At 40.4% G+C, this 23,859-nt stretch carries 29 protein-coding genes; 5 read left to right on the forward strand and 24 right to left on the reverse strand.

Translation table 11 applies throughout. The annotated features are described in order from the left end of the window. Window positions 1–191: 191 nt before the first annotated feature. The 3 genes from ACTHPA_RS06780 to ACTHPA_RS06790 form a co-directional block, all read right to left on the reverse strand. Window positions 192–1,100 (reverse strand): pseudouridine-5'-phosphate glycosidase, encoded by a 909-nt coding sequence (locus ACTHPA_RS06780; RefSeq protein ID WP_440499401.1) that lies wholly within the window; start codon window positions 1,098–1,100, stop codon window positions 192–194. Then, window positions 1,097–2,194 (reverse strand): carbohydrate kinase, encoded by a 1,098-nt coding sequence (locus ACTHPA_RS06785; protein WP_440499402.1) that lies wholly within the window; start codon window positions 2,192–2,194, stop codon window positions 1,097–1,099. Before ACTHPA_RS06785 ends, ACTHPA_RS06780 begins: the two co-directional genes overlap by 4 nt. An 89-nt stretch (window positions 2,195–2,283) precedes the next feature. After that, complete coding sequence (locus ACTHPA_RS06790) at window positions 2,284–3,402, reverse strand: NAD(P)/FAD-dependent oxidoreductase (protein ID WP_440499403.1); 1,119 nt, start codon at window positions 3,400–3,402, stop codon at window positions 2,284–2,286. Between the two features lie 199 nt (window positions 3,403–3,601). Between ACTHPA_RS06790 and ACTHPA_RS06795 the strand changes: the two genes are divergently transcribed. Next, window positions 3,602–4,699 (forward strand): branched-chain amino acid aminotransferase, encoded by a 1,098-nt coding sequence (locus ACTHPA_RS06795; RefSeq protein ID WP_440499404.1) that lies wholly within the window; start codon window positions 3,602–3,604, stop codon window positions 4,697–4,699. 35 nt (window positions 4,700–4,734) lie between these two features. Here ACTHPA_RS06795 and ACTHPA_RS06800 read toward each other — a convergent pair whose 3' ends face one another. The 4 genes from ACTHPA_RS06800 to ACTHPA_RS06815 all read right to left on the reverse strand — a co-directional run bounded on the left by ACTHPA_RS06800 (window position 4,735) and on the right by ACTHPA_RS06815 (window position 7,193). Beyond that, window positions 4,735–4,932 (reverse strand): aspartyl-phosphate phosphatase Spo0E family protein, encoded by a 198-nt coding sequence (locus ACTHPA_RS06800; protein ID WP_440499405.1) that lies wholly within the window; start codon window positions 4,930–4,932, stop codon window positions 4,735–4,737. 157 nt (window positions 4,933–5,089) lie between these two features. Continuing rightward, window positions 5,090–5,620, reverse strand: a complete 531-nt coding sequence (locus tag ACTHPA_RS06805; RefSeq protein ID WP_440499406.1) for a YhcN/YlaJ family sporulation lipoprotein — start codon at window positions 5,618–5,620, stop codon at window positions 5,090–5,092. 119 nt (window positions 5,621–5,739) lie between these two features. After that, window positions 5,740–5,988 carry a YqkE family protein gene (locus ACTHPA_RS06810; protein ID WP_440499407.1) on the reverse strand — a complete coding sequence of 83 codons (249 nt, stop codon included), beginning with the start codon at window positions 5,986–5,988 and terminating at the stop codon, window positions 5,740–5,742. A gap of 20 nt (window positions 5,989–6,008) precedes the next feature. After that, entirely contained in the window at window positions 6,009–7,193 is a 1,185-nt protein-coding gene (locus ACTHPA_RS06815) for an acetyl-CoA C-acetyltransferase (RefSeq protein WP_440499408.1), read from the reverse strand. Window positions 7,194–7,301: 108 nt separating this feature from the next. Between ACTHPA_RS06815 and ACTHPA_RS06820 the strand changes: the two genes are divergently transcribed. Then, window positions 7,302–8,204 (forward strand): hydroxymethylglutaryl-CoA lyase, encoded by a 903-nt coding sequence (locus tag ACTHPA_RS06820; RefSeq protein ID WP_440499409.1) that lies wholly within the window; start codon window positions 7,302–7,304, stop codon window positions 8,202–8,204. 15 nt (window positions 8,205–8,219) lie between these two features. Continuing rightward, window positions 8,220–9,149 carry an alpha/beta hydrolase gene (locus ACTHPA_RS06825; RefSeq protein ID WP_440499410.1) on the forward strand — a complete coding sequence of 310 codons (930 nt, stop codon included), beginning with the start codon at window positions 8,220–8,222 and terminating at the stop codon, window positions 9,147–9,149. A 114-nt stretch (window positions 9,150–9,263) separates the two neighbouring features. Here the strand turns inward: ACTHPA_RS06825 and ACTHPA_RS06830 are convergent, their stop codons facing one another. From ACTHPA_RS06830 to ACTHPA_RS06905, 16 genes are all read right to left on the reverse strand, one after another. Further along, on the reverse strand, window positions 9,264–9,797 hold the full coding sequence (locus tag ACTHPA_RS06830) for a dihydrofolate reductase family protein (RefSeq protein ID WP_440499411.1): 534 nt from the start codon (window positions 9,795–9,797) through the stop codon (window positions 9,264–9,266). Window positions 9,798–9,953: 156 nt separating this feature from the next. Further along, window positions 9,954–10,277, reverse strand: coding sequence for a hypothetical protein (locus ACTHPA_RS06835; protein ID WP_440499412.1), 324 nt, complete (start codon window positions 10,275–10,277; stop codon window positions 9,954–9,956). A 705-nt stretch (window positions 10,278–10,982) separates the two neighbouring features. Next, window positions 10,983–11,552: a dienelactone hydrolase family protein gene (locus tag ACTHPA_RS06840; RefSeq protein ID WP_440499413.1), complete on the reverse strand. Its 570-nt coding sequence runs from the start codon at window positions 11,550–11,552 to the stop codon at window positions 10,983–10,985. A gap of 338 nt (window positions 11,553–11,890) precedes the next feature. Next, on the reverse strand, window positions 11,891–12,328 hold the full coding sequence (locus tag ACTHPA_RS06845; RefSeq protein WP_440499414.1) for a hypothetical protein: 438 nt from the start codon (window positions 12,326–12,328) through the stop codon (window positions 11,891–11,893). A 105-nt stretch (window positions 12,329–12,433) separates the two neighbouring features. Then, complete coding sequence (locus ACTHPA_RS06850; RefSeq protein WP_440499415.1) at window positions 12,434–12,826, reverse strand: hypothetical protein; 393 nt, start codon at window positions 12,824–12,826, stop codon at window positions 12,434–12,436. A gap of 140 nt (window positions 12,827–12,966) precedes the next feature. Next, entirely contained in the window at window positions 12,967–13,281 is a 315-nt protein-coding gene (locus ACTHPA_RS06855; RefSeq protein ID WP_440499653.1) for an NUDIX domain-containing protein, read from the reverse strand. After that, window positions 13,282–13,431 (reverse strand): hypothetical protein, encoded by a 150-nt coding sequence (locus ACTHPA_RS06860; protein WP_440499416.1) that lies wholly within the window; start codon window positions 13,429–13,431, stop codon window positions 13,282–13,284. Window positions 13,432–13,457: 26 nt separating this feature from the next. Further along, window positions 13,458–13,991, reverse strand: coding sequence for a helicase (locus ACTHPA_RS06865; protein ID WP_440499417.1), 534 nt, complete (start codon window positions 13,989–13,991; stop codon window positions 13,458–13,460). A gap of 302 nt (window positions 13,992–14,293) precedes the next feature. Continuing rightward, the gene (locus ACTHPA_RS06870; RefSeq protein WP_440499418.1) at window positions 14,294–15,292 is read right to left on the reverse strand and encodes a S66 family peptidase; all 999 of its coding nucleotides are present in this window, start codon (window positions 15,290–15,292) and stop codon (window positions 14,294–14,296) included. Between the two features lie 7 nt (window positions 15,293–15,299). Beyond that, on the reverse strand, window positions 15,300–15,722 hold the full coding sequence (locus tag ACTHPA_RS06875) for an NUDIX hydrolase (RefSeq protein WP_440499419.1): 423 nt from the start codon (window positions 15,720–15,722) through the stop codon (window positions 15,300–15,302). A 48-nt stretch (window positions 15,723–15,770) separates the two neighbouring features. After that, the gene (locus tag ACTHPA_RS06880) at window positions 15,771–16,514 is read right to left on the reverse strand and encodes a hypothetical protein (RefSeq protein ID WP_440499420.1); all 744 of its coding nucleotides are present in this window, start codon (window positions 16,512–16,514) and stop codon (window positions 15,771–15,773) included. Between the two features lie 68 nt (window positions 16,515–16,582). Next, a complete protein-coding gene (locus tag ACTHPA_RS06885; protein ID WP_440499421.1) occupies window positions 16,583–16,930 on the reverse strand; it encodes a cell division protein FtsK in 348 nt (115 codons plus the stop codon). Window positions 16,931–16,972: 42 nt separating this feature from the next. Then, complete coding sequence (locus ACTHPA_RS06890; protein ID WP_440499422.1) at window positions 16,973–18,043, reverse strand: DUF1835 domain-containing protein; 1,071 nt, start codon at window positions 18,041–18,043, stop codon at window positions 16,973–16,975. Window positions 18,044–18,622: 579 nt separating this feature from the next. After that, window positions 18,623–19,291, reverse strand: coding sequence for a hypothetical protein (locus ACTHPA_RS06895; RefSeq protein WP_440499423.1), 669 nt, complete (start codon window positions 19,289–19,291; stop codon window positions 18,623–18,625). 290 nt (window positions 19,292–19,581) lie between these two features. Beyond that, window positions 19,582–20,100 carry a YfiT family bacillithiol transferase gene (locus ACTHPA_RS06900; RefSeq protein WP_440499424.1) on the reverse strand — a complete coding sequence of 173 codons (519 nt, stop codon included), beginning with the start codon at window positions 20,098–20,100 and terminating at the stop codon, window positions 19,582–19,584. 94 nt (window positions 20,101–20,194) lie between these two features. Continuing rightward, window positions 20,195–20,632, reverse strand: coding sequence for a hypothetical protein (locus tag ACTHPA_RS06905; protein ID WP_440499425.1), 438 nt, complete (start codon window positions 20,630–20,632; stop codon window positions 20,195–20,197). A 333-nt stretch (window positions 20,633–20,965) separates the two neighbouring features. Between ACTHPA_RS06905 and ACTHPA_RS06910 the strand changes: the two genes are divergently transcribed. Together ACTHPA_RS06910 and ACTHPA_RS06915 are read left to right on the forward strand one after the other, a co-directional pair. Further along, window positions 20,966–21,124 (forward strand): hypothetical protein, encoded by a 159-nt coding sequence (locus tag ACTHPA_RS06910; protein ID WP_440499426.1) that lies wholly within the window; start codon window positions 20,966–20,968, stop codon window positions 21,122–21,124. Between the two features lie 224 nt (window positions 21,125–21,348). Further along, the gene (locus ACTHPA_RS06915; RefSeq protein WP_440499427.1) at window positions 21,349–22,965 is read left to right on the forward strand and encodes a thiamine pyrophosphate-binding protein; all 1,617 of its coding nucleotides are present in this window, start codon (window positions 21,349–21,351) and stop codon (window positions 22,963–22,965) included. An 88-nt stretch (window positions 22,966–23,053) separates the two neighbouring features. Here ACTHPA_RS06915 and ACTHPA_RS06920 read toward each other — a convergent pair whose 3' ends face one another. Further along, window positions 23,054–23,851, reverse strand: a complete 798-nt coding sequence (locus ACTHPA_RS06920; protein ID WP_440499428.1) for a helix-turn-helix domain-containing protein — start codon at window positions 23,849–23,851, stop codon at window positions 23,054–23,056. Window positions 23,852–23,859 lie beyond the last annotated feature (8 nt).

A 23,859-nucleotide genomic window follows, 5' to 3' on the forward strand; every position in this document is an offset into this window, starting at 1 on the left:
GAGCGCGGAACGACATTCTTGAGCGCGAGACGGTCTATCTTGAGCGCGGAACGACATTCTTGAGCGCGAGACGGAGATCTTGAGCGCGGACAGATATTCTTGAGCGCGAGACGGACATTCTTGAGCACTGAATTTATCATTTCAATAAAAAAGCTGTCCGGATGACTTCCCGGACAGCCCATTCAAAATTATTACGCATTCAATGCAACAGCAATTTTTGCACCAACGACTGCGTTATTTTTAACTAATGCAATATTCGCTTCTAGGCTGCGTCCTTCAGTAAGATCTTTTACTTTGCCTAGCATGAATGGTGTAACGTCTTTTCCAGCGATATTTTGCTCATCTGCTTCTTTTAGTGCTTCATTAATAATTCCGTCGATGAAGGACTTGTCCATTGCATCAGCTTCCGGAATTGGATTTGCGATGACCGCGCCGCCTTTTAAGCCAAGGTCCCATTTCACACGAAGAATGTCAGCGACTGTCTCTGGGTTGTCTACACGGATATTGAGACTAAAATCACTTTCACGTGTAAAGAATGCCGGAAGGACATCCGTACCATAACCAACGACTGGTACACCGTTTGTCTCCAAGTATTCGAGTGTTAGGCCAAGGTCGAGAATAGATTTCGCACCCGCACAAATGACAGCAACATCCGTTTGTGCAAGCTCTTCCAAGTCAGCAGAAATATCCATTGTCGTTTCAGCACCACGGTGGACACCGCCGATTCCGCCAGTAACGAAGATTTTAATGCCCGCAAGTGATGCAGCAATCATTGTCGTGGCAACTGTTGTAGCCCCTAATTGTTTCGTTGCTACTAAATACGCGAGGTCACGTCTTGACGCTTTTGCAACTCCTTGGCTATTGCCGAACATTTCAAGCTCATCGTCTGAAAGGCCGATTTTGATCTTTCCATCAATGATGGCGATCGTTGCAGGAACAGCGCCGTTATCACGGATGATTTGCTCTACTTCGCGAGCAGTTTGCACGTTTTGCGGATAAGGCATACCGTGAGAAATGATTGTTGATTCTAAAGCGACTACTGGTTTTCCTGCCGCCATTGCTTCTTGTACTTCTTGTGAATACGTTAGGTATTGTTTCATTGTAATTCCTCCAATTCTTTTTTAAGAAGATCTCGTGTCAATTCTGGTCTTACCGTAGAAGAGCATTCCAACGTTTTTGCTGCATTCAATAATCCCATTCGGATATTCTCTTCAAATGGCTCGCCAATCAAATGGCCATGAAGCAATCCAGATACAAATGCATCCCCTGCTCCTGTTACATCCTCGACATGCACATTTTGCACTGCGGGGAAACGGATCGCTTCCCCGCCAGCAGTCGCTGCCATGATCCCTTTTGATCCGGAAGTAACGACGACATTTTCCGCACCAAATGCAAGCAATTTTTGAACAGCTTGCTTCCAGTCCTCTTCATTGTCGATTATCAGGCCGGTATATGTCTCCGCTTCATCGCGATTGCAGATGAACCATGTAACGCCTTTCAAATCAGTCGGCATCCTGTTCATTTTCGGAGAAGAAACAGGAATGATAACGAGTGGGTTCCCTTTTTGGTTTGCCAAGTTTTTAATATAATCGACAGACTCCTTCGGGCAGTTCAAATCGATGATAATCATAGATGCGTTTGAAATGATTCTCGACTTTTCCTCCAAATAGACAGGAGTCAAGTAATCATAAATCTCCATATTCGCTAACGCGATCACAAGCTCACCCGTCGGATCCAAAACAGCCGAGTATGAACCTGTCGATTTTCCGATCAATTGGCCAACGTCCGAAACATCCATAAATGATGAGGATTCCCTGACGATCACATCCCAATCACTATCATTGCCCGCAACTGTCAATAGTCGAACATGATGATCGAGGCGACCTAAGTTTTCCCCTATATTCCGAGCAACACCTCCGACAGAAACGGACATCGAAGCCGGATTGGAAGTTCCAAGTTGGGTTTGTTCATTCAGATGGAATTTCCGGTCTATGTTGGCTCCGCCAATACAGATGATTTCCTTTTCCTCAGGAAGGATGTATGCCCGTCCTTGAATCTTTCCTTGTTTAATCAAACCGGAAATGATATTTGCCAAGGAGGGTCTGGAAATCCGGAGGGCATCAGCCATTTCCTGTTGTGATAAATAAGGGTTGGCTCGAATTAATTCAAGAACAGCCCTTTCCTTTTCATTCAATTCCATCACCCTTTAAACATTTGTTTTAATTGTAAACTTTTGTTTTGCCGATTGCAACAGAAAAATATATCCTTTAAAACAATCTTTTTTTACAAACTAATCGCTTTTTTCACTTCATATAAAGTTAGATCAATGTCGACTTCTAACCCAAGAGCCATACTAGCCAATTGTTTACCGAGATATGGACCGACAGTTAACCCCGAAGAACCTAACCCGTTTGCGAAAAGCAACGTAGGATGTCCCGGCACTTCTCCGATAACAGGCAGAAATCCTGGTGTGAACGGACGAAAGCCAACTCGTATTTCTTGAAATTCGGCTACCTCCAAACCTGGCGCGATATTCAATGCTTTATCCAGCACTTCATGGATTCCCCCCGCTGTAGGGTGCAGCGTAAAGCCTGCCTCATCCTCGTGTGTCGCTCCTATGACGACCTTGCCATTATCAGAAGGCAGAATATATTGATCTGTCGGAGGCATGACAACAGGCCACTTTTCTGTATGATGTCCATCCATATGCAAGTGGACAATTTGCGCTTTTTGCCCGGTCACTTGGATATGCAAACCGAGTGGCTCTAATAATTCCGGTGCCCACGCACCAGCGGCGATAATCACTTTCGATGCCTGAATCGATTCCTCACCAACACGGATTCCTAAAAGTTCACCCTCTTCAATAACAAGCGATGCGGAACCATGCATAATCGTCGCCCCATGTTTTTCAGATGCATTGAGCAAAGCGTCTCTCAACGCTCTTCCATCTACTCTTGCCGCGCCTTCTACATGGACTGATGAAAAACCTTCAGCTAACAGTGGAAAAAGATCTGAAGTTTCGTCTTCAGTAAGCAAACTCACTTGTCCGATTTCCGGAGCTTCTTTTCTTCTTTCTAAAGCGCGAACTTCCATCTTTTCAAGCTTGTCCACATCACGTTGCAAGCTAATCGCTCCAACTTTCCGATAACCCGTGTCAGTCTCACCGTCTTCTTCTAATTGTCGTATCAATTCGGGATAATAGGAAGCTCCTCCTTTTGCCAAAGCGTACCAAGCTTTATTCCTACGCTGGGAAATCCAAGGGCAAATGATTCCTGCTGCAGCATCAGTTGCCTGCCCTTTATCTTTTCGATCGATGACAATTACTTCAGTCTCTAGTTTCGCCAAATGGTAAGCTGCCGATGCGCCAAGTACTCCAGCACCAATAATAATGATTGGTTCCATATCAAACACCTTTTCTACATTTTAGGTCTATTGTACAAGCGAAAAATCATACATACAAACATAGCCATGTTGTAAACGTTTTCAAAATCGTAATAATAATGAAACAACTTAACTCTTCCATTTTTCTAAAAAAGCAGTATAATTATTTTATTCAATATTACATGGTCTTTTTGACTATTTAACGAGGAGATTGATCGGAATGACAAGACTACCCATCCAGATTAAACTAAGCGATTCGAAAAAAGAGAAACCGAATCCCGAGAATCTCATATTTGGCAGAACCTTCACGGATCATATGTTCGTCGCAGATTACGACGAAGGAAAAGGTTGGCATAGCCATCGAATTATCCCTTACACGCCAGTCTCTTTGGACCCTGCATCGATTGTATTCCACTACGGTCAAACCGTTTTTGAAGGAATGAAAGCTTATCGGTCGGCTGAAGATGGTACTGTTCGTTTATTCCGCCCTGAGGAAAATATGAAAAGGATGAACCATTCATTGGACCGGCTTTGCATGCCTCGCATTGATGAAGAAACAGCCTTGCATGCTTTGACGCAGCTCATTCATATTGAAAAAGACTGGATTCCTACTTTGGAAGGCACCTCTTTGTACATAAGGCCTTTCGTTATAGCAAATGAAGCATTTTTAGGTGTTGCTCCCGCGAAAAAATATCAATTTTTCATCATCCTCTCACCGGTTGGTTCCTATTACAAAGAAGGTATCCATCCAGTAAAAATTCTTGTCGAAAACGAGTTTGTGAGAGCGGTAAAAGGCGGTACGGGCGGTGCAAAGACTGCAGGCAATTATGCAGCGGGCTTGAAAGCACAGGAAGTTGCAGATCAGCGAGGATATTCGCAAGTGCTATGGCTGGACGGCGTCGAACGGAAATATGTCGAAGAAGTGGGAAGCATGAATATTTTCTTCAAAATAGATGGTGAAGTCATTACCCCCGCTATCAACGGCAGTATCTTGGAAGGCATCACGCGGAAATCGATTTTACAGTTGCTGCGTCATTGGGAGATCCCCGTCTCTGAACGAAAAATTTCGATGGATGAAATAAGGTCAGCCTATGATGAAGGAAAACTTGAAGAAGTTTTCGGAACTGGCACAGCAGCTGTTATTTCTCCAGTAGGTGAATTAAATTGGGATGGCTATAAAATGGTTGTCAATAATTGCGAAACTGGGCCATTGGCAACACGTTTATTCGACACGCTTAGCAACATCCAAAACGGTAAGGTAGAAGATCCTTTCAATTGGGTCGTTGAAATGAAGAGTGAACTAGCGAAATTAGCTTAATTAGAAAAGACATACCGTCGCTCGGTATGTCTTTTTTATGCTATATTTTGGTAACGATTCAATAGAGAATCTAATTCTTGGCTGCATGCTACTACTGCCGGATGAGTAAACCCCCGGTCCTTTGCTATCTTGACCATCTTAGATCTTTTCATATGGATCTTAAAAGATAAAAGTTGTTTGCCAATCAATCGCATCGCATTTCCTCCGTCAAATTTTATACCCTTGCCTATCATAATGTAGACCGTTTGAAAAAAATGTCGAATTGTGTGTGTAATTTGCAAAATAACACACTTGTCATAAATCCGTCACAATTGAAAGGAAGAGATAAAAATATATACCCCTTCCCTTTCATACATAAACACTAAATTTAAAATTTACGTACTTTTTATACTATTTCGCTTCTGGGAACATACGATTAATGCTCGTCATAAATTCATCGAAAAATCCTTCAACGGGTTCTCCGGAACGGATTTGATTGCCATACTCTGTGAACCGGTTGGCAACATCTGGATTGAATGATACATAAACGTTGTTGAATTCGGAATGGACACTTCTCACTTCATCCGCTATTTTATTTTTCAATTCGTCATTTTCCTTGATGCCTTCATTCAAAACAACACCGACATAAGCATTATTATTTGTCACAAGAACGTTGGCACTGTCTACCTCATCCAAAGCTGCAATTTTATCTGCTGCGTCATCCGCCACTTCTACTTTCGATTCTCCATTGTTATTCATTGTGTCATTGTTATTGACATCATTCGTACCGCTAGCTGATTCGCCGGTTGTTGTATTAGTAGATGTATTGTTTTGATCGTTCGTGCCTTTTCCATTCCCATTGTTTGTGTCGTTATTGTTTGCACACCCTACTAAAGAAAGTATGAGCAACAACGCAAGCGGAAAGATCGATAATCTTTTCATTGATGTTCACTCCTTGTTTTATGATATCGATAGGATGTGTAACATTTCCTCTTCTATTCGACTTGTTTCATTTTTTATGCATTATAAAACCGGATGAAAAATTCCATCCGGTTAACGTTTCAATATTTCTTGCCGCTGTCGCCATATTCATCAAGCAATTCTGCGAAGCTTTTGTTCTTTTCACGTTCTATTCGTTCACGACGGAGCTTTTCTTGACGCTCCTCTTCTTCAGCTTCGATTTTTGCTGTCAATTCCTTTTTGGCAGCTTTCAGTTTTAATAAAACATCATTATCAAGTGCTTCAGACAGTGTTGCTTTATCATTTTCCTGTTTTACAGGAGTTGCTGTTCTCGATTTTTTCTTTGCCATTCCATCCACCTTCTTTCATATCAAGGAAGTTGAACGATTGTCGCAACACCTTGTCCGCCGCCAATGCATAATGTAGCGAGGCCAGTTTTTGCATCGCGTCGCTTCATTTCATGCAATAAAGTGACAAGGATCCTCGCACCGCTAGCACCGATTGGGTGACCCAAAGCGATCGCTCCTCCGTTGACATTCAATTTCTCTTTATCGAAATTAAGTTCACGGTCCACAGCGAGGGATTGGGCCGCGAATGCTTCGTTTGCTTCAATCAGATCAATATCCGCAAGTTCCATTCCTGATTTCGCGAGTACGTTTTTCACTGCTTGGACAGGTCCGATTCCCATGACAGCAGGATCGACACCAGCATTTGCGTTTGCTGTCAATATTGCTAACGGTTCAATGCCAAGCTCATCAGCTTTCGCACGAGACATAATGACGAATGCAGCCGCACCGTCGTTAATGCCTGAAGCGTTTCCTGCAGTGACACTGCCATCTTTCTTGAACGCAGGACGCAATTTACCCAGTTTATCGGTAGTTGTTCCTGCTTTTACATACTCATCCGTGTCAAACACGATAGGATCGCCTTTACGTTGTGGAATTTCAACCGGGACGATTTCATCTTTGAACATTCCTTTTTCAATCGCAGTTGCCGCCTTCTCTTGGGATGCCGCTGAAAATGCGTCTTGCTCTTCTCGCGTGATCGAATAGCGGTCGCAAAGATTCTCTGCAGTAATGCCCATATGGTAATCATTGAAAGCACACCAAAGCCCATCAGAAATCATACTGTCGACGACTTTCTGATCCCCCATTTTGAAGCCTTCCCTTGCATTTTTAAGCAAAAATGGCGCTTGGCTCATATTTTCCATCCCGCCTGCAACGACGATATCCGCATCGCCTGCAAGGATCGCTTGTCGCGCCAAGTGAACCGCCTTCAAACCGGATCCACATACTTTATTAATCGTCATCGCTGGAACTGTCTCGGGCAATCCAGCTTTTATTGCCGCTTGTCGAGCCGGATTTTGACCTAGCCCTGCTTGCAGCACATTCCCCATGATTACTTCATCAACATCTTCCGCTTTTACGCCAGACCGCGAAAGAGCTTCCTTAATAACGATTCCGCCAAGTTCCGGTGCAGAAACATCTTTCAAAGACCCTAAAAAAGATCCGATTGCCGTACGTACTGCACTTACGATCACTACTTCATTTGACATGTCGTTTCCCCCTATCCCTTATTTGCATTTTCATAATTACGTAGATTTGTGCATTCTGCGTTTCCCTTTATCCCACCCCTTCAGTACAATATATACAGGAGGGATGATATGTTCATTTTACCAAAGAACGTCACAATTATCGAGGTAGGACCGAGGGATGGTCTTCAAAATGAAAAAAGCCACGTGGATGAGAAAGAAAAATTGGAATTCATCCATTTATTACAAGGGGCAGGCATTACGGAAATGGAGCTTACTTCTTTCGTTTCTCCAAAATGGGTGCCGCAAATGGCGGATGCCAAAAACATCGTAGAAAAAACAGAGAAAATTGGACGTCAATTCGTATTAGCGCCGAATGAAAAAGGGGCAGAACTTGCTATCGAAGCAGGCGCAGAAAACATCGCCGTCTTTGTCGGAGTCAGCAATAGTTTCAATAAAAAAAATATCAATCGGACGACATCGGAAAGCATGGATGCACTAGAACCTGTCATCGCAAAATTGAAAAGCGAAGGCATCTTCGTAAGGGCTTGCATTTCAACCGCGTTTTATTGTCCGTTTGAAGGGAAGATAGAGAAAGAGGAAGTTAGTAATCTATGCAGCCGATTTGTTTCAATGGGAGTGGATGAGTTAAGTGTAGCCGATACGATTGGGATGGCAAATCCCGTCGAAAGCTATGAGCTGTTCAAGCTGTTAAAAGAACAATTCCCTGAAGTGTTATTGACAGCCCACTTCCACGATACACGTAAAATGGCAATCGCCAACATTTTCGCGGCAATGCAGGCAGGCGTCGATCGTTTCGATACGTCTGCAGGCGGCCTAGGAGGATGCCCTTTTGCCCCCGGCGCGACTGGAAATGTAGCGACAGAAGATGTCGTGCATATGCTGGATTCGTTAGGAATTAAAACAGGCATCGATGTGGAAAAGATTTGTGAAGCTGTTGGAATGATAGCTCCTCATGTTTCGCATCCTATTGAAACAGGAATGTACAAATTGTACAAAAATCGCAGCTGTTGAAGGAGTTGAAGTTGATTGAAACGGCGCTTCCTATACATTACAGGCATTATTGGAAGCATATATACCGCCATTCTTACAATTCTCGGTTTTTATGCGGCGAATCGGTTAATGTTTATGAAGCTGAAAGACCATGATTTGATCGTAAAGCGTGAAATCATTGCAAAGCGATTCGATGAACATTGGTATGAAACGGTGCGGAAAGAGGATTTTTGGGTCGATACCCCAAATGGCTATCCACTACGTGCCGTTTTTTTGCAACCACTTGAAACGACGCGAACGATGATCATTTGCCACGGGGTCACAGAAAATAAGATCAACTCGATCAAGTATGCCCGATTATTCGAGCGACTTGGATTCAATTCCGTCATTTATGATCATCGGCGGCATGGCGATTCTGGCGGAAAGACGACGAGCTTCGGATTTTATGAAAAGATCGACTTGAATGCGTTAGTCTCCGCTGTACGCGACCGGATTGGCGGCCGCGCATTGCTTGGCATCCATGGCGAATCGATGGGAGCGGCGACAACGATCCTGTACGCGGGAGAGTTTGAAGACGAAGCTGATTTTTATATTGTCGATTGCCCCTTCTCTGATTTTACCGAGCAAATCCTTCATATTTTACGGACGAATACACCCCTTCGCTCTTCGATGACATTACGAGCGGCGAATCTGTTCTTGAAAATAAGAGACGGCTATACAACGGGTCTCATTTCACCAAGGGAGGCCATCGGGAATATCAAAAAACCAATGCTGTTCATTCATAGCATGGAAGATGATTTCATTTTGCCACAGATGACGAAGGAATTGTATGAGCTGAAGGAAGACAAGAAGATGTTGAAGCTATTCGAAAAGGGTGCCCATGCAAAGTCGTTCAATGAAAACCCAGTGGAATATGAAAAGGAAGTGTTGCACTTCTTACATCATTACGGCTTTGCGACTTCGTGAATAAAACAAGACCTTCTATTTCTGTGAATTCAGAAAGAAGGTCTTCTTTTCAGGTTAATAAAGAGCACTCAAACTCAACTTGAGACATCCAGATGTTTAGTTAACATATTATTATTATTTTTTAACGCTATAACGTAATTCCACGAATTGATTGAAGTTCCTCGTTCCTTGCAGCGTTAAATCTAATTGATAATCCCCTTTTTTAAATAGCGGAATTCCCTTCCCGATTATAGCTGGGGCGACTATTAAAATAATTACATCAACCAATTTTGCTTTCAACAAGAATTGCAACAACTCTCCTCCGCCAACAATCCAAATGTTTCTTCCCTCTTGATTCCTCAATTCATTAATTACACTACCTACATTATCATTAATGAATTTGACGTCTTCGGTATCTTCAAGTGAAGATCTTGTAAATACATAACAATCTTTATTTTTGTAGGGGAATTCTCTTGTTTCATGTTTTTTTATCCATTCATACGTTTTATTGCCCATTAAAATTGTATCAACTGTTTCATAAAATTCTAAGTATCCGTTATCTCCTTCACCCTCAACATTAAATAACCAATCTAAAGACTCGTCTTCTGTAGCTATATACCCATCTAAACTCATGGCAATATACAATACCAATTTTCGTTTTCCGCTCATATTATCCTCCTTTATGCTAAAACAGAATGCCTATTCTTATTTAGGACTGAAATGTTTTTCTACGCTTGAACTAACCTGCCGAGTTAGTCCAATAAGAAATGAGCCCCCAGCAGTGCAACGATCATCAAGTAAAGCACCCGAAGCAAAAAAAATGCATTATAGTATTTGCTTTTCTTCTTTTGTACTTTTAGATTTGATTAGCGAATAAATATCTTTTACATGAAGTACAAACAGCCCTATCATAAGCAACCAAACAAAATGTACTTTGTAACCAAAACCGTCCAGCATATATTCACGATATTTAAACGTAAAGTAGCAAATAAATATAAATAATAGCAGGTCCCAGACTACGGTCACTATTTCTTTTAGTTGTTTTTTGTCATTCAGTAATACAGTTAAGATCAACCTCACGATTAGAAAGGCTGCGAGTACACTTGGATAATTTGACATATCTACATGAAAACCACGAAAAGCATCCATTGATAATCTCCTTTATTTTGATGTCCGACTTTTAAAGTGCCGTCTAAGCAGCTCTGATCCTTGAGTAATGTACCCGTTAGCTGAAGACTAAAAGGTTATTTAGTCCCCTTCACTGCAACGGTATGATATCCCCTTGAATCTGGGCCTTTAAATAAAGAAACGTGCTTAAATCCTGCATACTTCATATACGGAAGTACTTGATTTTCAGTAATGCCTCTTATCTCTTCCCAAGTTTCTTCTTCTTTCCCGTCAGAAAAAATAAGGATTACAACTCCTTCTGGCTTTAGAACCCTAAAGATTTCTGATACTGTCTTAGCAATATCAGTCCAAAAGTAAATAGTAGAATGGCGTTTTTAAAAAAGACCTTTCCTTTCATTCTTTCTTCACCTCCACACGCTAATGTTAGTACCAATTTAGTTCCCGTTATATACTTTCACTTTTCTACTAAAACTAACCTGCCGCGTTAGTTGAAAAGGAAAAAAGCCGTTTAAGCAACTCAACGATCTTCAATTAAAGCACCCGTTTCTACAACGAGAATTATACTTAAATTAGGTTGCTCTTTTACATTTATCATCCATTCTTGATATGGCATCTATTACCGTATGTGGTCTATCAAGATATACTAAATGACTGGCTAGTTCTGCAAAAATCAATTGACTTTAATTGGACAGGTTTGATCCAGCTGCAGAAAATATTCGTTAACAATTATGCGAGAAAGTCGAGAACCCGCTTGATCACAAGTTTCGTAGCGTCAGCATCGTAAGAAGGTAAACTGCTGTCGGTAAAGAGATGTTCCTTGCCTTCGTACAGAAAGAGTTCAGCTTGATTGGCCGTCGCCACAAGCTCACGGGCCGCGTCGATGTCGCCGTCTTCAACGAAAAAAGGATCTGCACTCATAGCGTGAACTTGAACAGGCAGGTCCGCCGGCCACTGTGATTCAAACACCGAGGTCGGGAGGCAGGCATGAAAAAACAGGGCACCTTTAGCGCCTTCACGAGTTTGGGCGAGCTCCTGTGCTGCCGGGACACCGAGTGAGAAACCAGCATAGACGACATCGTGTGAAAGCTCGCTGGCCGCCCGAACGCCGCGCGCCGTCACTTCTTCAAATCCGATTTCCTTAACAAATACCAAGCCTTCCTCCAGCGAGGAAAACATGCGGCCGTCAAATAAATCCGGCACGTGCACAGTATGCCCTGCATCTCTCAGTTGATCAGCGATTGCTTCAATCCCTTTCGTTCTTCCTAAAACATGGTGTAACAACAAAACTTCTGCCATCGTTTTTCCTCCAATTCAATGAATTTCATATGTCTAAGTTTCGACAAGAAAGCCTGTTTGACCTGCCAAAACTTTACGATGTAGAAATATCTACCTTAATAAATCCCACCTCTTGTTTATTCAATAATCCTGCCTTTTATATTGAACAAGAAAAATGAGCCGTCGAAGCAGCTTAACAGGTACGGTTTATGGGGAGAAAAGTACAATTAACGACATAACAGTTTAATCAGTATATAATTCAACAGTGAAATAGCTATATAAAAAAATTAAAAGCGCTCACAAAATTTGAGCACTTTTGGCGAAATATTCTACTTTTCTCATTGAACTAAAGCTACCCGTTAGTGAAACTGAGTTCTTCGATTCTTTCTATACATAATTAAAGCTATGACAGCTACTAAGATAATTAATACAGGCAGAATTTTCGTAAATAAATTCATCCAATGAAAAGATGCTTTATGGACATAGATAGCTTTTAACCATTGGTTATTTTCAATTTCGACTGCAATTGAATTCTCAGGCAACTCCCCATTTATCTCGAAATATTTTGTTCCTATGGGATATGCATTTGAAGCGTTTCCATAGTAACTGCCAGTCATATCATTTGATTTCGTCCTTACTTTTCCTAAAAAACGACCAATTTCATTTTCCGATATCTTTTCCTTGGTGACTTCGTAAACATTCCCTTTCCAAACAACAAAAGAATACGCCCAATCTAGTGCCTGTACTGAAGTAGTCATAAATATTAATATGGAAAACAACATCAATACCTTTTTCATCAGACGTCCTCCAATACATATATTTCTTGTTCAACTAACCTGCCCCGTTAGTTAAATAAGTTCTACAAAAAAAGCGTTAATCCTTTTGGACCAACGCTCCGTTAGTTACTCTATTTCATTGACAACTTCAATCATAAATGCTTCCCAATTAAGATTGTGCTTACTTACCGTGTCTTGATATATATTAGTTATTTCTGCTTGTTTTTCAACAGTAATTACTTCGTTATTTGGCACAATTACATAAATCCTAATATCATCCATTGAATAAATAGTTCCAAAAGATTGATAGTTGTAACCTGCTTTGCTCAATTCTTCCCCTACCGAGGAAAAGAATCCTCCCTCTTTAAAAAGAAAATTATTGAATTCAACTAATTCCTTTTGTTCCTCCTCAGTTAAAATTTGAGGTTTTTCATCTGCTTTAGATTCCTGTAAATAACTAAACATAAAAGCCAACGAAAGGATCGAAATGCCTACGATGTAAATAACATTTTTTTTCATACAAACACCTCTCCTGATAAAGAGTATGTTCGTTTAAACAGGCAAATAACCAACATTCTTGTTGTACTAAACTGCCCCGTTAGTTTAATATTAAATGAACCCAAACGGTTGGCGATCTATGAGTACGCCCGATTGCAGACTTAACGAATTACCGGTAAAGTTTTATTTTCAGCCCAATGACGAATAAACTGTTCTTGGCGCTGGTTTAAGTTTTCGGGTAAATCTTCTTTCTTGAAAAATCGATGCTCTTTACTTTCGATTCCTTTCTGCTTCAGTTCACCGCTATATGTAGATGTCGTAAGGATGATTTGAACACTATACACCTGATCGTTATTTGGATATTGAACAAAACAGCTTTCTCCTGAATACATACCGAATAACTTCAGCTCACCAACATCCAATCCCGTTTCCTCGTAAGTTTCTCTCTTAGCTGTCTGCTCAAACGTTTCTCCTATCTACATTACGCCGCCAGGAATACACCAATTATCCTCATCAGTACGATGCTGCAGTAATATACGGCCTTCTTTTTCTATAATTACACCACAGCCCACAGTAAAGAGGGTTTCGTGACCAATCAGCTTTCTCATATCTTGAATATAATTCATGCAATCCCTCCCCTAATATCTCAATCTTACTTAACAAAAATAAAGCGATCACTAGAATCCCAAACGTGCTGATCGTCACACACATAACCACGAAGCCAAAGTACGCCATTGATCTTTCTTAAGTAAAAACCTTTGGGAAAGTTATCATCCTCAGTTAATATTTTTGATGCTACAGAAACAGATCCGTTTGGAGCTTGGTTTTGCTGTTGACTATCCAAGAAGCCTTCCGGTTGATCCAGATAGCCAAGTCTCAAAAAAGGACCAAGTTCCAATGGGCATAATTCCAAACCAAGTTGATCCGCCCTCCTATAAATCTCAGTTATCGTCCCTCCCTCTGACAATCCTAGATCTTGTATCGAAAGCTCAACCGTTTTCAATACATACGGATCAATAGAAGTTGTAAAAATATCAGCAGCGAATAGTTTTTTACCAAGTTCATTCAGCAAGATATTTTCCTGCTGCATTTTATCGATAAGCTGTGGTTTGGTAAGACCCCCTACCTCGACTATCCTTGTAGTGGTTTCACAGTTAGGGTATATTTTTGAAATACTGATGTTCATCCCTCTTCTCCCTAATAAACTCGATAAAATAAATTGTTCCTTCTAATGGTGTTTGTTCAATACACTCAATTATAACACGATGGCATAGGTTGTTTTCTAACTATTCTTCTAAATAAAAATAAATACACCTTTCTAACAAAGAAAGGTGTATTATACTGCAACTAGTCATTTTCATTTCTCATTTGCCGAACATATTACTGTTACTAAGTGGTGGAAGAATAGTAACTTGTATTTCAAGCGATGCATCTATCAAAGAATTGCATTCTGCAATACGGAATGTTGATTTCCCCCGAATATGATTGTTAGATTTTCCCTATCCAATCTTCCGTACAAAATACTTTTTTTCTGTCGGCATCTAACTTCACTGTTTTCCCAATCGCCAGTGGGTGCATCGGATGAGTATGGCATGTATCGAATTCAGCTAAGATCGGGATTTCCTTCCCATCCAATTGTTCTAGCAATAAATCCAGAGGCTGTTTGCCTGTGCCCAAGTCATCATATTGCTCATGCTTCCCTAAGATAATGCCCCCCACCTTATCGAAAACGCCGTGTACATTTAACATCGCAAAGTTTTTTTCCACAACGGAAGCGGTTTTCATACAATCCTCCAATAATAAGATGTCGCCTTTCTTAATTTCAGGATAGTAAGGTGAGCCGATGAATCCGTACATAGCATTCACATTGCCGCCCATCAGTCTTCCTTCAGCAAACCCACTATGTCCAGTCGTCCATTCATTTTCATTCAGTTTTTTCTCCGTTGTCTTTTCCAACCAATTTACCGGCTCGTCAGACCAGTATGGCGGCATTGGAATTTCGTACGGGAGCTCATTATTGTCCATAAAATAATGTTCAAAATATCGGTATGTATCATTAACTAACGGTTCAAATTCACCAAAGGAAGGAATTAGCGCAGGGCCATAATATGTTGTAATGCCTGTTTTTGCATACAAGGCAAGCAAGATGGCAGTTGCATCTGAATAGCCTACTACCAATTTAGGGTTATTCTTAAATGCTTCATAATCAATATAGGGCAACATGCTGTTCGAATTTGTCCCACCAATCGTGGACATGATCATCTGGATATTTGGATTTCGTAGCAATTCATTCAATTCTTCAGCGCGCTCCTTCGGTGTTCCCGACCGATATCCATCCATTTGTCCAGTTAATTTACCCTCGATAATCTCAAATCCCTTTTCTTCCAAAAAAGTTTTTGCCCGTTTAAAGCGCTGTTTTGCCGTAACCGATGCGGGAGAGGATGGCGTAAATATGCCAATCGCATCTCCTTTTTTCAATCGTTTCATAATGTGTTCACCTCGTATTAGTATCGATTTGATTCTGGCTGTTATCTAATTGCTCTAGCAAAAGTTCTAAATCTTCAGGATAGACGTGTTTCAATTGTTTTAATTCCGTGATCGACTTCCATGCAGCTTCAGCAATGAGGTTATCTGGATCATTCACTCCGCTGCTTTCGCCGAATTTGTCTACTCTATAATAATAGGTTGTTACTTGAATACCTTGGATGACAGTTTCTTTAACCATTAGCTGTTTAATGATTTTCACATCATAACCTGTTTCTTCTTTCACTTCCCTGACGCAACATTCTTCTGGAGTCTCCCCTTCTTCAACTCCACCTGAAGGTATTGCCCATTGCTCTGAATCGAAACTTTTAACCATCAAGACTTCCATTTGTTCATTAATACAAATACCCGCTGAACCTGTCCAGCTTTTCATTAGCCCATTCCCCCAGCATTCTTATTTCTTGTTTACAGGAAAATCTTTTCATCTAATTTGCGAACTTCCCAAAATATATTCCCTTGTAATTTGCAGCATCTTCTCTTGCATTTCTTCATCATTCTTTTCCCTGTCTATCAAATAGCCGACATGATAAATGTAACCATTATAGTAAGCGTAAAACTCATTTGCAGAAGTGCCGGCGATTGTTATTTTGTTATCCGATTCATCATAATTGTAATACCTATACAGCAAGGCGCTATTTGTTGTGAGGACCTGCTGGTAGATCGGGAAGTTATCCGTCAGGTGTTCTTTCTTTAATTTGTTTCCAACCAAATCCACTTCATCTGAAATGTCATGAGCCTCCAGTGGATTTCGATCGCTTTCGGTAACGGAAATGATAAAAAACCGTTCGATGCTGCCATACTCGTTTTTGCCAAGATAACTGACTTGGACTTGGTTAATATCTTTTCCTTCTTTACTTTTCGAAGTGACGAAATAGACATTCTCCTCATCAACCTTAAAAGGCAGATCTTTCAAATCGACTGGATGTATAACTTTTTTCATTTCATCAGGCAAGGACGTCGACTGCACTTCATCCATCGAAAGCGGTTTATAAAATTTACTGTTTCGTCTTTCATCCAGCCTATCGAATGCACGAAAGTACTCACTAAATGTTAAACCGTCGCTTTTTGTCTTTTTTAAGTTTGTTTGATCGGCTGTACAACCGACCAAGAGAAAACTGATAAAAATTATTGAACATACTATTTTCAAGGATTTATTCTTTTGCATGGTTGACTTCCTCCAAAAAACGTTTTCTCCAATTAATTGCATGATTGTAGAAATTCATTGCCCTTAAGTTAGAAAATAAGATCGTGCGCCTCTCCTATGATAAACATAACCAAACCGATCACGGAAAGTGCGATACCCAAGTAAAATGGCCAAGGATTGTCTTCTTTTTCTTTATCAAATGTATATAGTGTCACCACGCAAAATGTTAAAGTCATCACTGGGATAATTCCGTATTTCGGTCCGAAAGTAAATGCAATTCCTCCAAATATCAATCCTATTAGTCCATAGGGATTTTGTGTTGGAACTTTGTCCATATATTCTTTTTCTTTATCAGAAAGACCTTCATATTTATCCCCCCAAATATCAACTTTTTTTAGTCTATTTAGGAGTTCAATGAACTTTTTAAAACTCTTCATGCAACGCACCTATCCTATTAATTATTCCAGAATTTGTTGAAGTCAGTACCGCAATTTAACACTATAATGTCTCATTGATTTGGGGATTCCTTTAAATTCAAGAAATCCGCTATATAGTAAATTCCGGATTCTATATTCTAAGAAGAAAACATTTATCAATTCTTTTGTCTCTGCTAAGACTTCCCCAATCACCATTCCAGCCATGATAAAATCCTTTTTCTCCTGCTTGCGATGCAGCATTTCAAGGGTATCTATGATCAGGGAGTCGAAGTAATCTTCATTGACACCCTTTATTTCATCCTTCTCCCATATACGAAGGTCTTCTTTCGTTTGCGCCAAGAACAGCCACTCTTCTAGTAGCTGACTTCTTAACTGTTCGGATAGAGGTGCGTCCTTCTTTCCCTTAACAAAAAGGATACGTAAATCGTTTGACTCGATTTGACTTGTATATGATATTTTTCGATTTTCACCTTGGGAAGTGATGTATTTTGCGTAGAGTTCAGTTGAGTTCAAGAGAAAAATATCATTTGCCTTGTCGCGCAGTAAAAAAAGAAGAAACCGAAGAGCGATTTGTTCATCGACATTATCGCCATACCAAATGTAGATAGGATATTGACTAGGAATATCGTCTATCTCCCGCACTGTACTGGAAAATTTATTTTCATATATGTAATCATCTTGTTCATAATTAATATGTTCATATATCCATTCATTGCGAAACGTTTGCCCCGCTTTTTCATGTAAGTTATACAATGGACCAATCGAAAAGGAATCGGGAAAACCGATAACAATCTTTGGCCTATCTAGCCCTACTTGTAAGGAGCCAGCTGCAGATTCTGAAGAAACAATATGTACAGGCATAACTTCAAACTCGTCGATCGGGCTTCGTGAATAAGATTGTCGGTGCTTTTGAATAGATTCATTTATGATATCTACTATTTGGTTCAGATCGTTTTGATCCATCACAAATCCTTGGCCTTCGAGGAGATTGCCTGTTTCGTGATTAAAAGCTTCAAAAGCATCTTCATGTTCCACTTCAAACGTTTGCCAGTCCCCATTTTCATTTACATCTAAAACAGTTACATACTTTTGTGTTTTGATTTGATAAACCAATACTCCTTCAGGCTCTATAAAAAAATAAACAAATGGATAATTGACTTTCGTTATTATTTCGAACAACTCCTTACATGATTGACTAGCACACTAATTTCCTACTCTTGTGCCTAAACAATTATCTTATTGGATAATTGCTTTGTTAGAACGCTTGCGGAAATAAACGGTTAACAATAAAAAGAAGAGAGGCAATAAACCTAAAAAAGATATTGGCGAATTACCACCAACGAAATACATGCAAATAGGAAGACTCGCGATAAAACAAATTAACATGGCTTTCCATGATTGTTTAATCACGGCATAGAATAGTGAGAGAAATGACAATAAGATTGTAAATCCGAGTGCTATAATGGCTAGTAAAGTTAATAAACCCACCTCAAACTCCTCCTCCCTGTTACTCAGAGAACATTGTTTTTCCCTTCATTTGATTACGAAAAAGTAAAATGATTTGTATTGTCAGCGAAATAAAAATCAAAGAAATAATGAGTCGTAAAATACGATCACTACATTTTACTCGCAATACTAGTGAATAACCAAAATACGGAAGACGATGTGTTGAGCCCAATAGAACCAGGCTGATCACTCCTCATTCCACCATTTCACCTGAAATCCCCCTCGTTTTCCATCAATCGCTTCTATAACAATATATTTTGTTGAATCCTCTTCAAATTCCATGCTGTATACGTCATTACTTTCTTCACTCATCCCTACAAAATCTCCATCCTGATCATAAACAGATATTCCATAGCTATCGCCGGTACTAAATAGATGCTCGACAGCAAAGTAAATCTTTTCACCTTGCGCTCCATGAATGGGAATCAAGTGCTCGCCATTAAAATACTCGTATTCTACCTCCACAGATGAATCACCTACCATCTCGTGCCATCCGGCCTTACTTGTATGATCGAAAGGCATCATCCCTAAGCAAACAAGTGGAACAGCAAGTACCATCCAGCTATACCATTTCGAAGGTTTTAACTTTTCTTTCCCAAGTAAAAAAAGGAGAGAGAACAATGCGCCAATCGTTCCCGCCAGTAATGCAAATTCGATAGGCATAAAAACAAGAAAAATAATGTAGCCGAACAATATATAAAACACTATCTGTTTAGCCAAAGAAAAAGAAGGCAAGATTTTACCGATAACATCAATAATAAGAGAACTAACAATTCCATAACCAAAAAACACGATCCATATTGCCGGTTCTGTCACCGTATGGTGAAATTGAAATAAATTAAAGCCACTCCCCACGAACATGCTGATAAAAATATGGATATAGAGAAGCTAGCGCCGATCAACTTCTTTAACAAGCTATTCACTATTAAATGTTTTTTCAAATATGCTCAACTCCAACAAAGAAGTATTACTAAAAATATTACTTAGCAAGTATTAGTACTACCTAAGTCAATTATATCATGAAGGCAGCATGTAATTTCGTACTATTCATCCAAGTCAAACAAAAAAATACACCCCCTACTCTTTAGGAAGGTGTATCAGATTAAAACTTTTACTTATATTCATTTTTCATAGACAGAGCAATCTTATTTTATGTCTGTTTTTAACGCAATCTTTATATGTTCCAAATGATGATTTTCGTGCCAAGCTAATTTTGCAAGTTTTGCAGCTACAGTTATTGCTCCGATTTCCTCGTGTGTAAAAGTACGAACTAATTGCTCTTCAGTGATATTGTTTCCTAAAAATACGATGCGCTCATTGATGCCTTCCAGCATTTTGATGGAGCTTTCCGCAGGAAGTTGTGTATCAGGCTGAACCGCCCACTTATCTTGATCAAATGCAGGAACTGTAGGGGTATCATCTGTCAATGCCAGCTTCAAACGTTGGTACATGTTCAACTGGGAATCTGCAATATGATGTACAAGTTGAAGGACGGTCCACGCACCATCCCGATAGGTTTTGCTTAATTCTTCATCAGTTAATGAGTCAACGACTTGTCGTAAGCGAGTCGTGTACGTTTCGATGTCTTTAAGCCATTCTTGAACATTTGCGAGTGTTGTTTTTTCTGGTACTTGTAATTCTCCAATCGGAAATGTAACATCCATTTTCAATTCCCCTTTTCTCTATTGATTTTATCTAGTACTCTCAAGGCGATTATACCAGAAAACAATTATACTTTTCTAATAATTCATTTAAGTTTTAAGTAGATATCGTGTTATATGTCTCCATAAGATCGCCTGAAAAGATGTGAAAGGTAAAACCTATTGGAAAACCTGCTGGATAAGGATTCTCTGTTTGTGTAATACCAATAAATTGCCCCCGAAACGCCTCAACGATTGGCTTTGAATCAATAACTACCTTTTCGTCCTCAGCCTCAAGCATCACTTCATCCCATTCAACTTGTAAAAATCCTGGTTGAGTATATGATATTTTCGGAGAAGAACCACTTTTATTATTCATTTCTAGTCGTTTACCTAGCTCTTTATTTTCCTTCTGTAGATTCTCTATTTCAGCTGTAAATAATTCTTTTTGAATTAATAAACTTTCAACCTCTTCTTTTTTAGAAGTCAGTTTCTGAATCTGATATAACATAATAACAAGAAGAGCAGTTGAAGTTACAAACAAGGCAGCAAACAATAGCTTCTGAAAATCCTTTATTTATATCCACTCCTTCCAAAATTGACATGCCTATTATCCATATTTTATTAAAATTTCATCCAAGTATTACATACGCAAAAAGAAATATCATACGTAACCTTTTCTATATTTCCCGCTAAAACTCCTTCTTTCACTGCGTTGACATTTTCTGTTTATTACAAATTACTGAAACTTTCCATCCATTAATAACGTATCAAGTTTAAGGCTGTTGTTACCCAACTAACGGTAAAGCTTAATTTGAAAAACATTCCAATAGATATGTTATGCGTAATGAGAAGGAGATAAAAAACTAAGAAAAAGGGGTTGGTATTTATGTTTTTTAGATCACCAGAACAAGTTTTAGCTTTTATAGGAATGTTGGTAGGAAGTGTAATTGCAATTTGGCTAATGGGTGTGTTTGCTACTTATGTCATTAAAAAGATAACAAATAAAAAGGGGGAGAATGGTAAAACAAATAATAGCATTCGTTGATGTCTTCAATTATGGATACGGTGGGATTCCACAAAAAACACGTATTAAGGGACGTGTGTTTACTTAAAAATGATATGGCAAACCTAAAGGACCTGAATAGGTCCTTTTCTTAGGCGTCTACCCCTCAAGTTTATCTACTGCTTTATAGAGGAAGAACTATAAGAGTGAACTTAACTGCTACACAGCTAGTAGCACATATAAGAACTATCGAGGAGGTTTGAGTCATGGAAAAAAGTGAACGGACAGTTGCAGAATTGGTACTCGATCAACTGTCGTTATTCGGTGTTAAACGGATTTACGGAGTAGTTGGTGATGCGATTATCGGTCTCATTGACGCACTTGCAAAACAAGACCAAATTCAATTCATCGCAGTTAAACATGAATCGACTGCTGCTTTCATGGCTTCTGCAGAAGCGAAGCTGACAGGTCGGCTTGCAGTATGTACAGCAACGATGGGTCCCGGGGCAGCCAACTTGCTTAATGGGTTGGGTGACGCATATGCAGACAAAGCACCTGTCTTTGCAATCACTGGCCAAGCACCGACGGATAAAATCGGAACAGACTTTCCGCAATATGTGGATCAGCAAGAGCTGATGAAACCTTTCGCATCGTTTTCCGCTACTCTTGCCAACCAGGATGCAACAGTCGAACTTCTGCATAGAGCAGCGCGCAAATCACTTGATCAGCGGGTTGTCACTCATTTGTCCATCCCAAAGGATCTTTTCATGGAATCGACTTCTGCAGTGCCGCGAGCTTTGCCTGAACAGATAGAGGGCTTTTCTTCTTTCACAACGGAAAGCTTAAAACAGGCAACGTCAATGATGAAGACGGCAAAGTGTCCGATGATTCTTGCAGGATCCGGAGCAGCCGCTGCGTCAGTTGAGGTTGAGAAACTTGCTGAAGTATGGGGAGCTGGCATCTTAACTAGTTTAGGCGGAAAAGGTTTGTTGGATGAATCTTCACCTTTCCTGCTGCAAGGCATTGGCGAAGGTGGCAATCCGTACGCCGCCGATGTCTTGAAAGAAGCTGATGTTGTCCTTCTTGCAGGTACGGCATGGTGGCCGGAAGGATATGTCCCATCTGACGCACAAATTATCCAGATAGACACCCATTTCGACAAAATTGAAAAGAGCATCCCTGTGAAGCTTGGCATCACAGGATCAACAGAAGAAGTTCTTCCACTGTTAAGGGAGAGCCTGCAAGGATTTACCCGAGCTGAAGACTGGGTTGACCGTTGCCGGGAAGCTAAACAGAAATGGGCTGAGCAAAATGAGCAGGAAGGCAATACTGCGGGGTCTCCCGTGCATCCTTCCCGTATTATGCGTGCCCTTGACAGAACAGTCGATGCAGATGCAGTTCTTTGCGTAGATACAGGCGACGGGACAGTGTGGTTGAATCGCAATTTTAGGCAAAAACAGCAAAGAATAGTTTTCTCCGGATACTGGCGAACGATGGGGTTCGGTCTTCCTGCAGCAATGGCGGCAAAGCTAGAACAACCGGAAAAACAAGTCGTTGCAATCGTTGGAGATGGCGGCCTTCAAATGACGCTCGCCGATTTGACGACTGCGACTCGCTATGGACTTGACATTACCGTCATTGTATTAAATAATGGCTCACTTCAAATGGAAAGGGACAAGATCAACGTCATGGACAAAAAAGAAGTTGGAGTTGATCTTACAAACCCTGATTTCATCAAAATCGCTGAAGCATGCGGATGGAAGGGATTCCACGTCGCAACAGATCAGGAGCTTGAATCCGTACTAGAATCCGCTCTAAAAACAAAAGCCCCGGCCCTCGTGGACATCCAGACATCTCAAGCATTTTTCCCGGAAACCAAATAAAGTATGTTGCAATTCACACCTTTGTATAATAAATGGACACATCGAATGTGACTTTGTTGTACAAAGGTGTTTTTTGAGTGGATAATACTCAAGGACAATAAAACCCTTCCACCGGCTTATCAAACAGCATGAAGATATCTTTGAAATACGTTTCATCAACCAACTTGTCCAGCACTCCCTTGTAATACCCCGGCAAATTACGTATTGCCTTCTTCTTTGTGGCCATGACAGTGATCATCAAAGCACGATATGCAAGATCCTCGAATACATGACGATCGTCTTTGTAGATTTCGTACTTCAACATGCGTCCCGATATGGCTCTATGAATTCCATAAAATTCACGAGCTAGTTTAATCTCGCCGATTGTCGTGGCAAGCAAATCTTTCATTCGACTAAATAGACTAGTGGATAACCTTGGCGATTCCGTAGGAGACGTGTAGTTAAGATCTTTAGATTTTAATAGAGATTTAGAAAGAGGAGCTTCGTCTGCTGGAAATTGCTCGTTTTCCTCGTCCTCATGCGGTTTTTCGTCATCATCCCGGCCGTTCATTTTCCCCTGGTCATCGAAAGGTAAAATGATATAAATGTTGGCGCCTAGCCCGCTCATTACTGGGCGGATGTAGTGCACTTTCTCAATGATGCCTAAGTTGACGAGTTTTCGGATTGCGCGTCTTACCGTTATGTTGGATTTCCCAATCGCTTCTTCGATCGTTCCATGTTTCAAATGAGCAGCCCCATACTTTACAGAGTATCGACGGATGACGTCTAGCACTAGGCGTTCTGATTTCGTTAAATCGTCCCAGTGGGTCATCACATGTTGTTCAGCTGCAGCGTCCATTTCCTCGATCGTGTTAAATCGTGAGTATTCTTTCAGATAGTGTGTCATTTACAATT

The organism is Sporosarcina sp. SAFN-015 (assembly GCF_051966875.1).
GTDB lineage: Bacteria > Bacillota > Bacilli > Bacillales_A > Planococcaceae > Sporosarcina.

What these genes read in the sequence shown, in the direction of transcription:
- ACTHPA_RS06780 (WP_440499401.1), bottom strand. Translation starts at nt 1,100, where the DNA reads ATGAAACAATACCTAACGTATTCACAAGAAGTACAAGAAGCAATGGCG.
- ACTHPA_RS06790 (WP_440499403.1), bottom strand. Translation starts at nt 3,402, where the DNA reads ATGGAACCAATCATTATTATTGGTGCTGGAGTACTTGGCGCATCGGCA.
- ACTHPA_RS06795 (WP_440499404.1), top strand. Translation starts at nt 3,602, where the DNA reads ATGACAAGACTACCCATCCAGATTAAACTAAGCGATTCGAAAAAAGAG.
- ACTHPA_RS06800 (WP_440499405.1), bottom strand. Translation starts at nt 4,932, where the DNA reads ATGATAGGCAAGGGTATAAAATTTGACGGAGGAAATGCGATGCGATTG.
- ACTHPA_RS06805 (WP_440499406.1), bottom strand. Translation starts at nt 5,620, where the DNA reads ATGAAAAGATTATCGATCTTTCCGCTTGCGTTGTTGCTCATACTTTCT.
- ACTHPA_RS06810 (WP_440499407.1), bottom strand. Translation starts at nt 5,988, where the DNA reads ATGGCAAAGAAAAAATCGAGAACAGCAACTCCTGTAAAACAGGAAAAT.
- ACTHPA_RS06815 (WP_440499408.1), bottom strand. Translation starts at nt 7,193, where the DNA reads ATGTCAAATGAAGTAGTGATCGTAAGTGCAGTACGTACGGCAATCGGA.
- ACTHPA_RS06820 (WP_440499409.1), top strand. Translation starts at nt 7,302, where the DNA reads ATGTTCATTTTACCAAAGAACGTCACAATTATCGAGGTAGGACCGAGG.
- ACTHPA_RS06830 (WP_440499411.1), bottom strand. Translation starts at nt 9,797, where the DNA reads ATGAGCGGAAAACGAAAATTGGTATTGTATATTGCCATGAGTTTAGAT.
- ACTHPA_RS06835 (WP_440499412.1), bottom strand. Translation starts at nt 10,277, where the DNA reads ATGGATGCTTTTCGTGGTTTTCATGTAGATATGTCAAATTATCCAAGT.
- ACTHPA_RS06840 (WP_440499413.1), bottom strand. Translation starts at nt 11,552, where the DNA reads ATGGCAGAAGTTTTGTTGTTACACCATGTTTTAGGAAGAACGAAAGGG.
- ACTHPA_RS06845 (WP_440499414.1), bottom strand. Translation starts at nt 12,328, where the DNA reads ATGAAAAAGGTATTGATGTTGTTTTCCATATTAATATTTATGACTACT.
- ACTHPA_RS06850 (WP_440499415.1), bottom strand. Translation starts at nt 12,826, where the DNA reads ATGAAAAAAAATGTTATTTACATCGTAGGCATTTCGATCCTTTCGTTG.
- ACTHPA_RS06860 (WP_440499416.1), bottom strand. Translation starts at nt 13,431, where the DNA reads ATGAATTATATTCAAGATATGAGAAAGCTGATTGGTCACGAAACCCTC.
- ACTHPA_RS06865 (WP_440499417.1), bottom strand. Translation starts at nt 13,991, where the DNA reads ATGAACATCAGTATTTCAAAAATATACCCTAACTGTGAAACCACTACA.
- ACTHPA_RS06870 (WP_440499418.1), bottom strand. Translation starts at nt 15,292, where the DNA reads ATGAAACGATTGAAAAAAGGAGATGCGATTGGCATATTTACGCCATCC.
- ACTHPA_RS06875 (WP_440499419.1), bottom strand. Translation starts at nt 15,722, where the DNA reads ATGAAAAGCTGGACAGGTTCAGCGGGTATTTGTATTAATGAACAAATG.
- ACTHPA_RS06880 (WP_440499420.1), bottom strand. Translation starts at nt 16,514, where the DNA reads ATGCAAAAGAATAAATCCTTGAAAATAGTATGTTCAATAATTTTTATC.
- ACTHPA_RS06885 (WP_440499421.1), bottom strand. Translation starts at nt 16,930, where the DNA reads ATGAAGAGTTTTAAAAAGTTCATTGAACTCCTAAATAGACTAAAAAAA.
- ACTHPA_RS06900 (WP_440499424.1), bottom strand. Translation starts at nt 20,100, where the DNA reads ATGGATGTTACATTTCCGATTGGAGAATTACAAGTACCAGAAAAAACA.
- ACTHPA_RS06910 (WP_440499426.1), top strand. Translation starts at nt 20,966, where the DNA reads ATGTTTTTTAGATCACCAGAACAAGTTTTAGCTTTTATAGGAATGTTG.
- ACTHPA_RS06915 (WP_440499427.1), top strand. Translation starts at nt 21,349, where the DNA reads ATGGAAAAAAGTGAACGGACAGTTGCAGAATTGGTACTCGATCAACTG.
- ACTHPA_RS06920 (WP_440499428.1), bottom strand. Translation starts at nt 23,851, where the DNA reads ATGACACACTATCTGAAAGAATACTCACGATTTAACACGATCGAGGAA.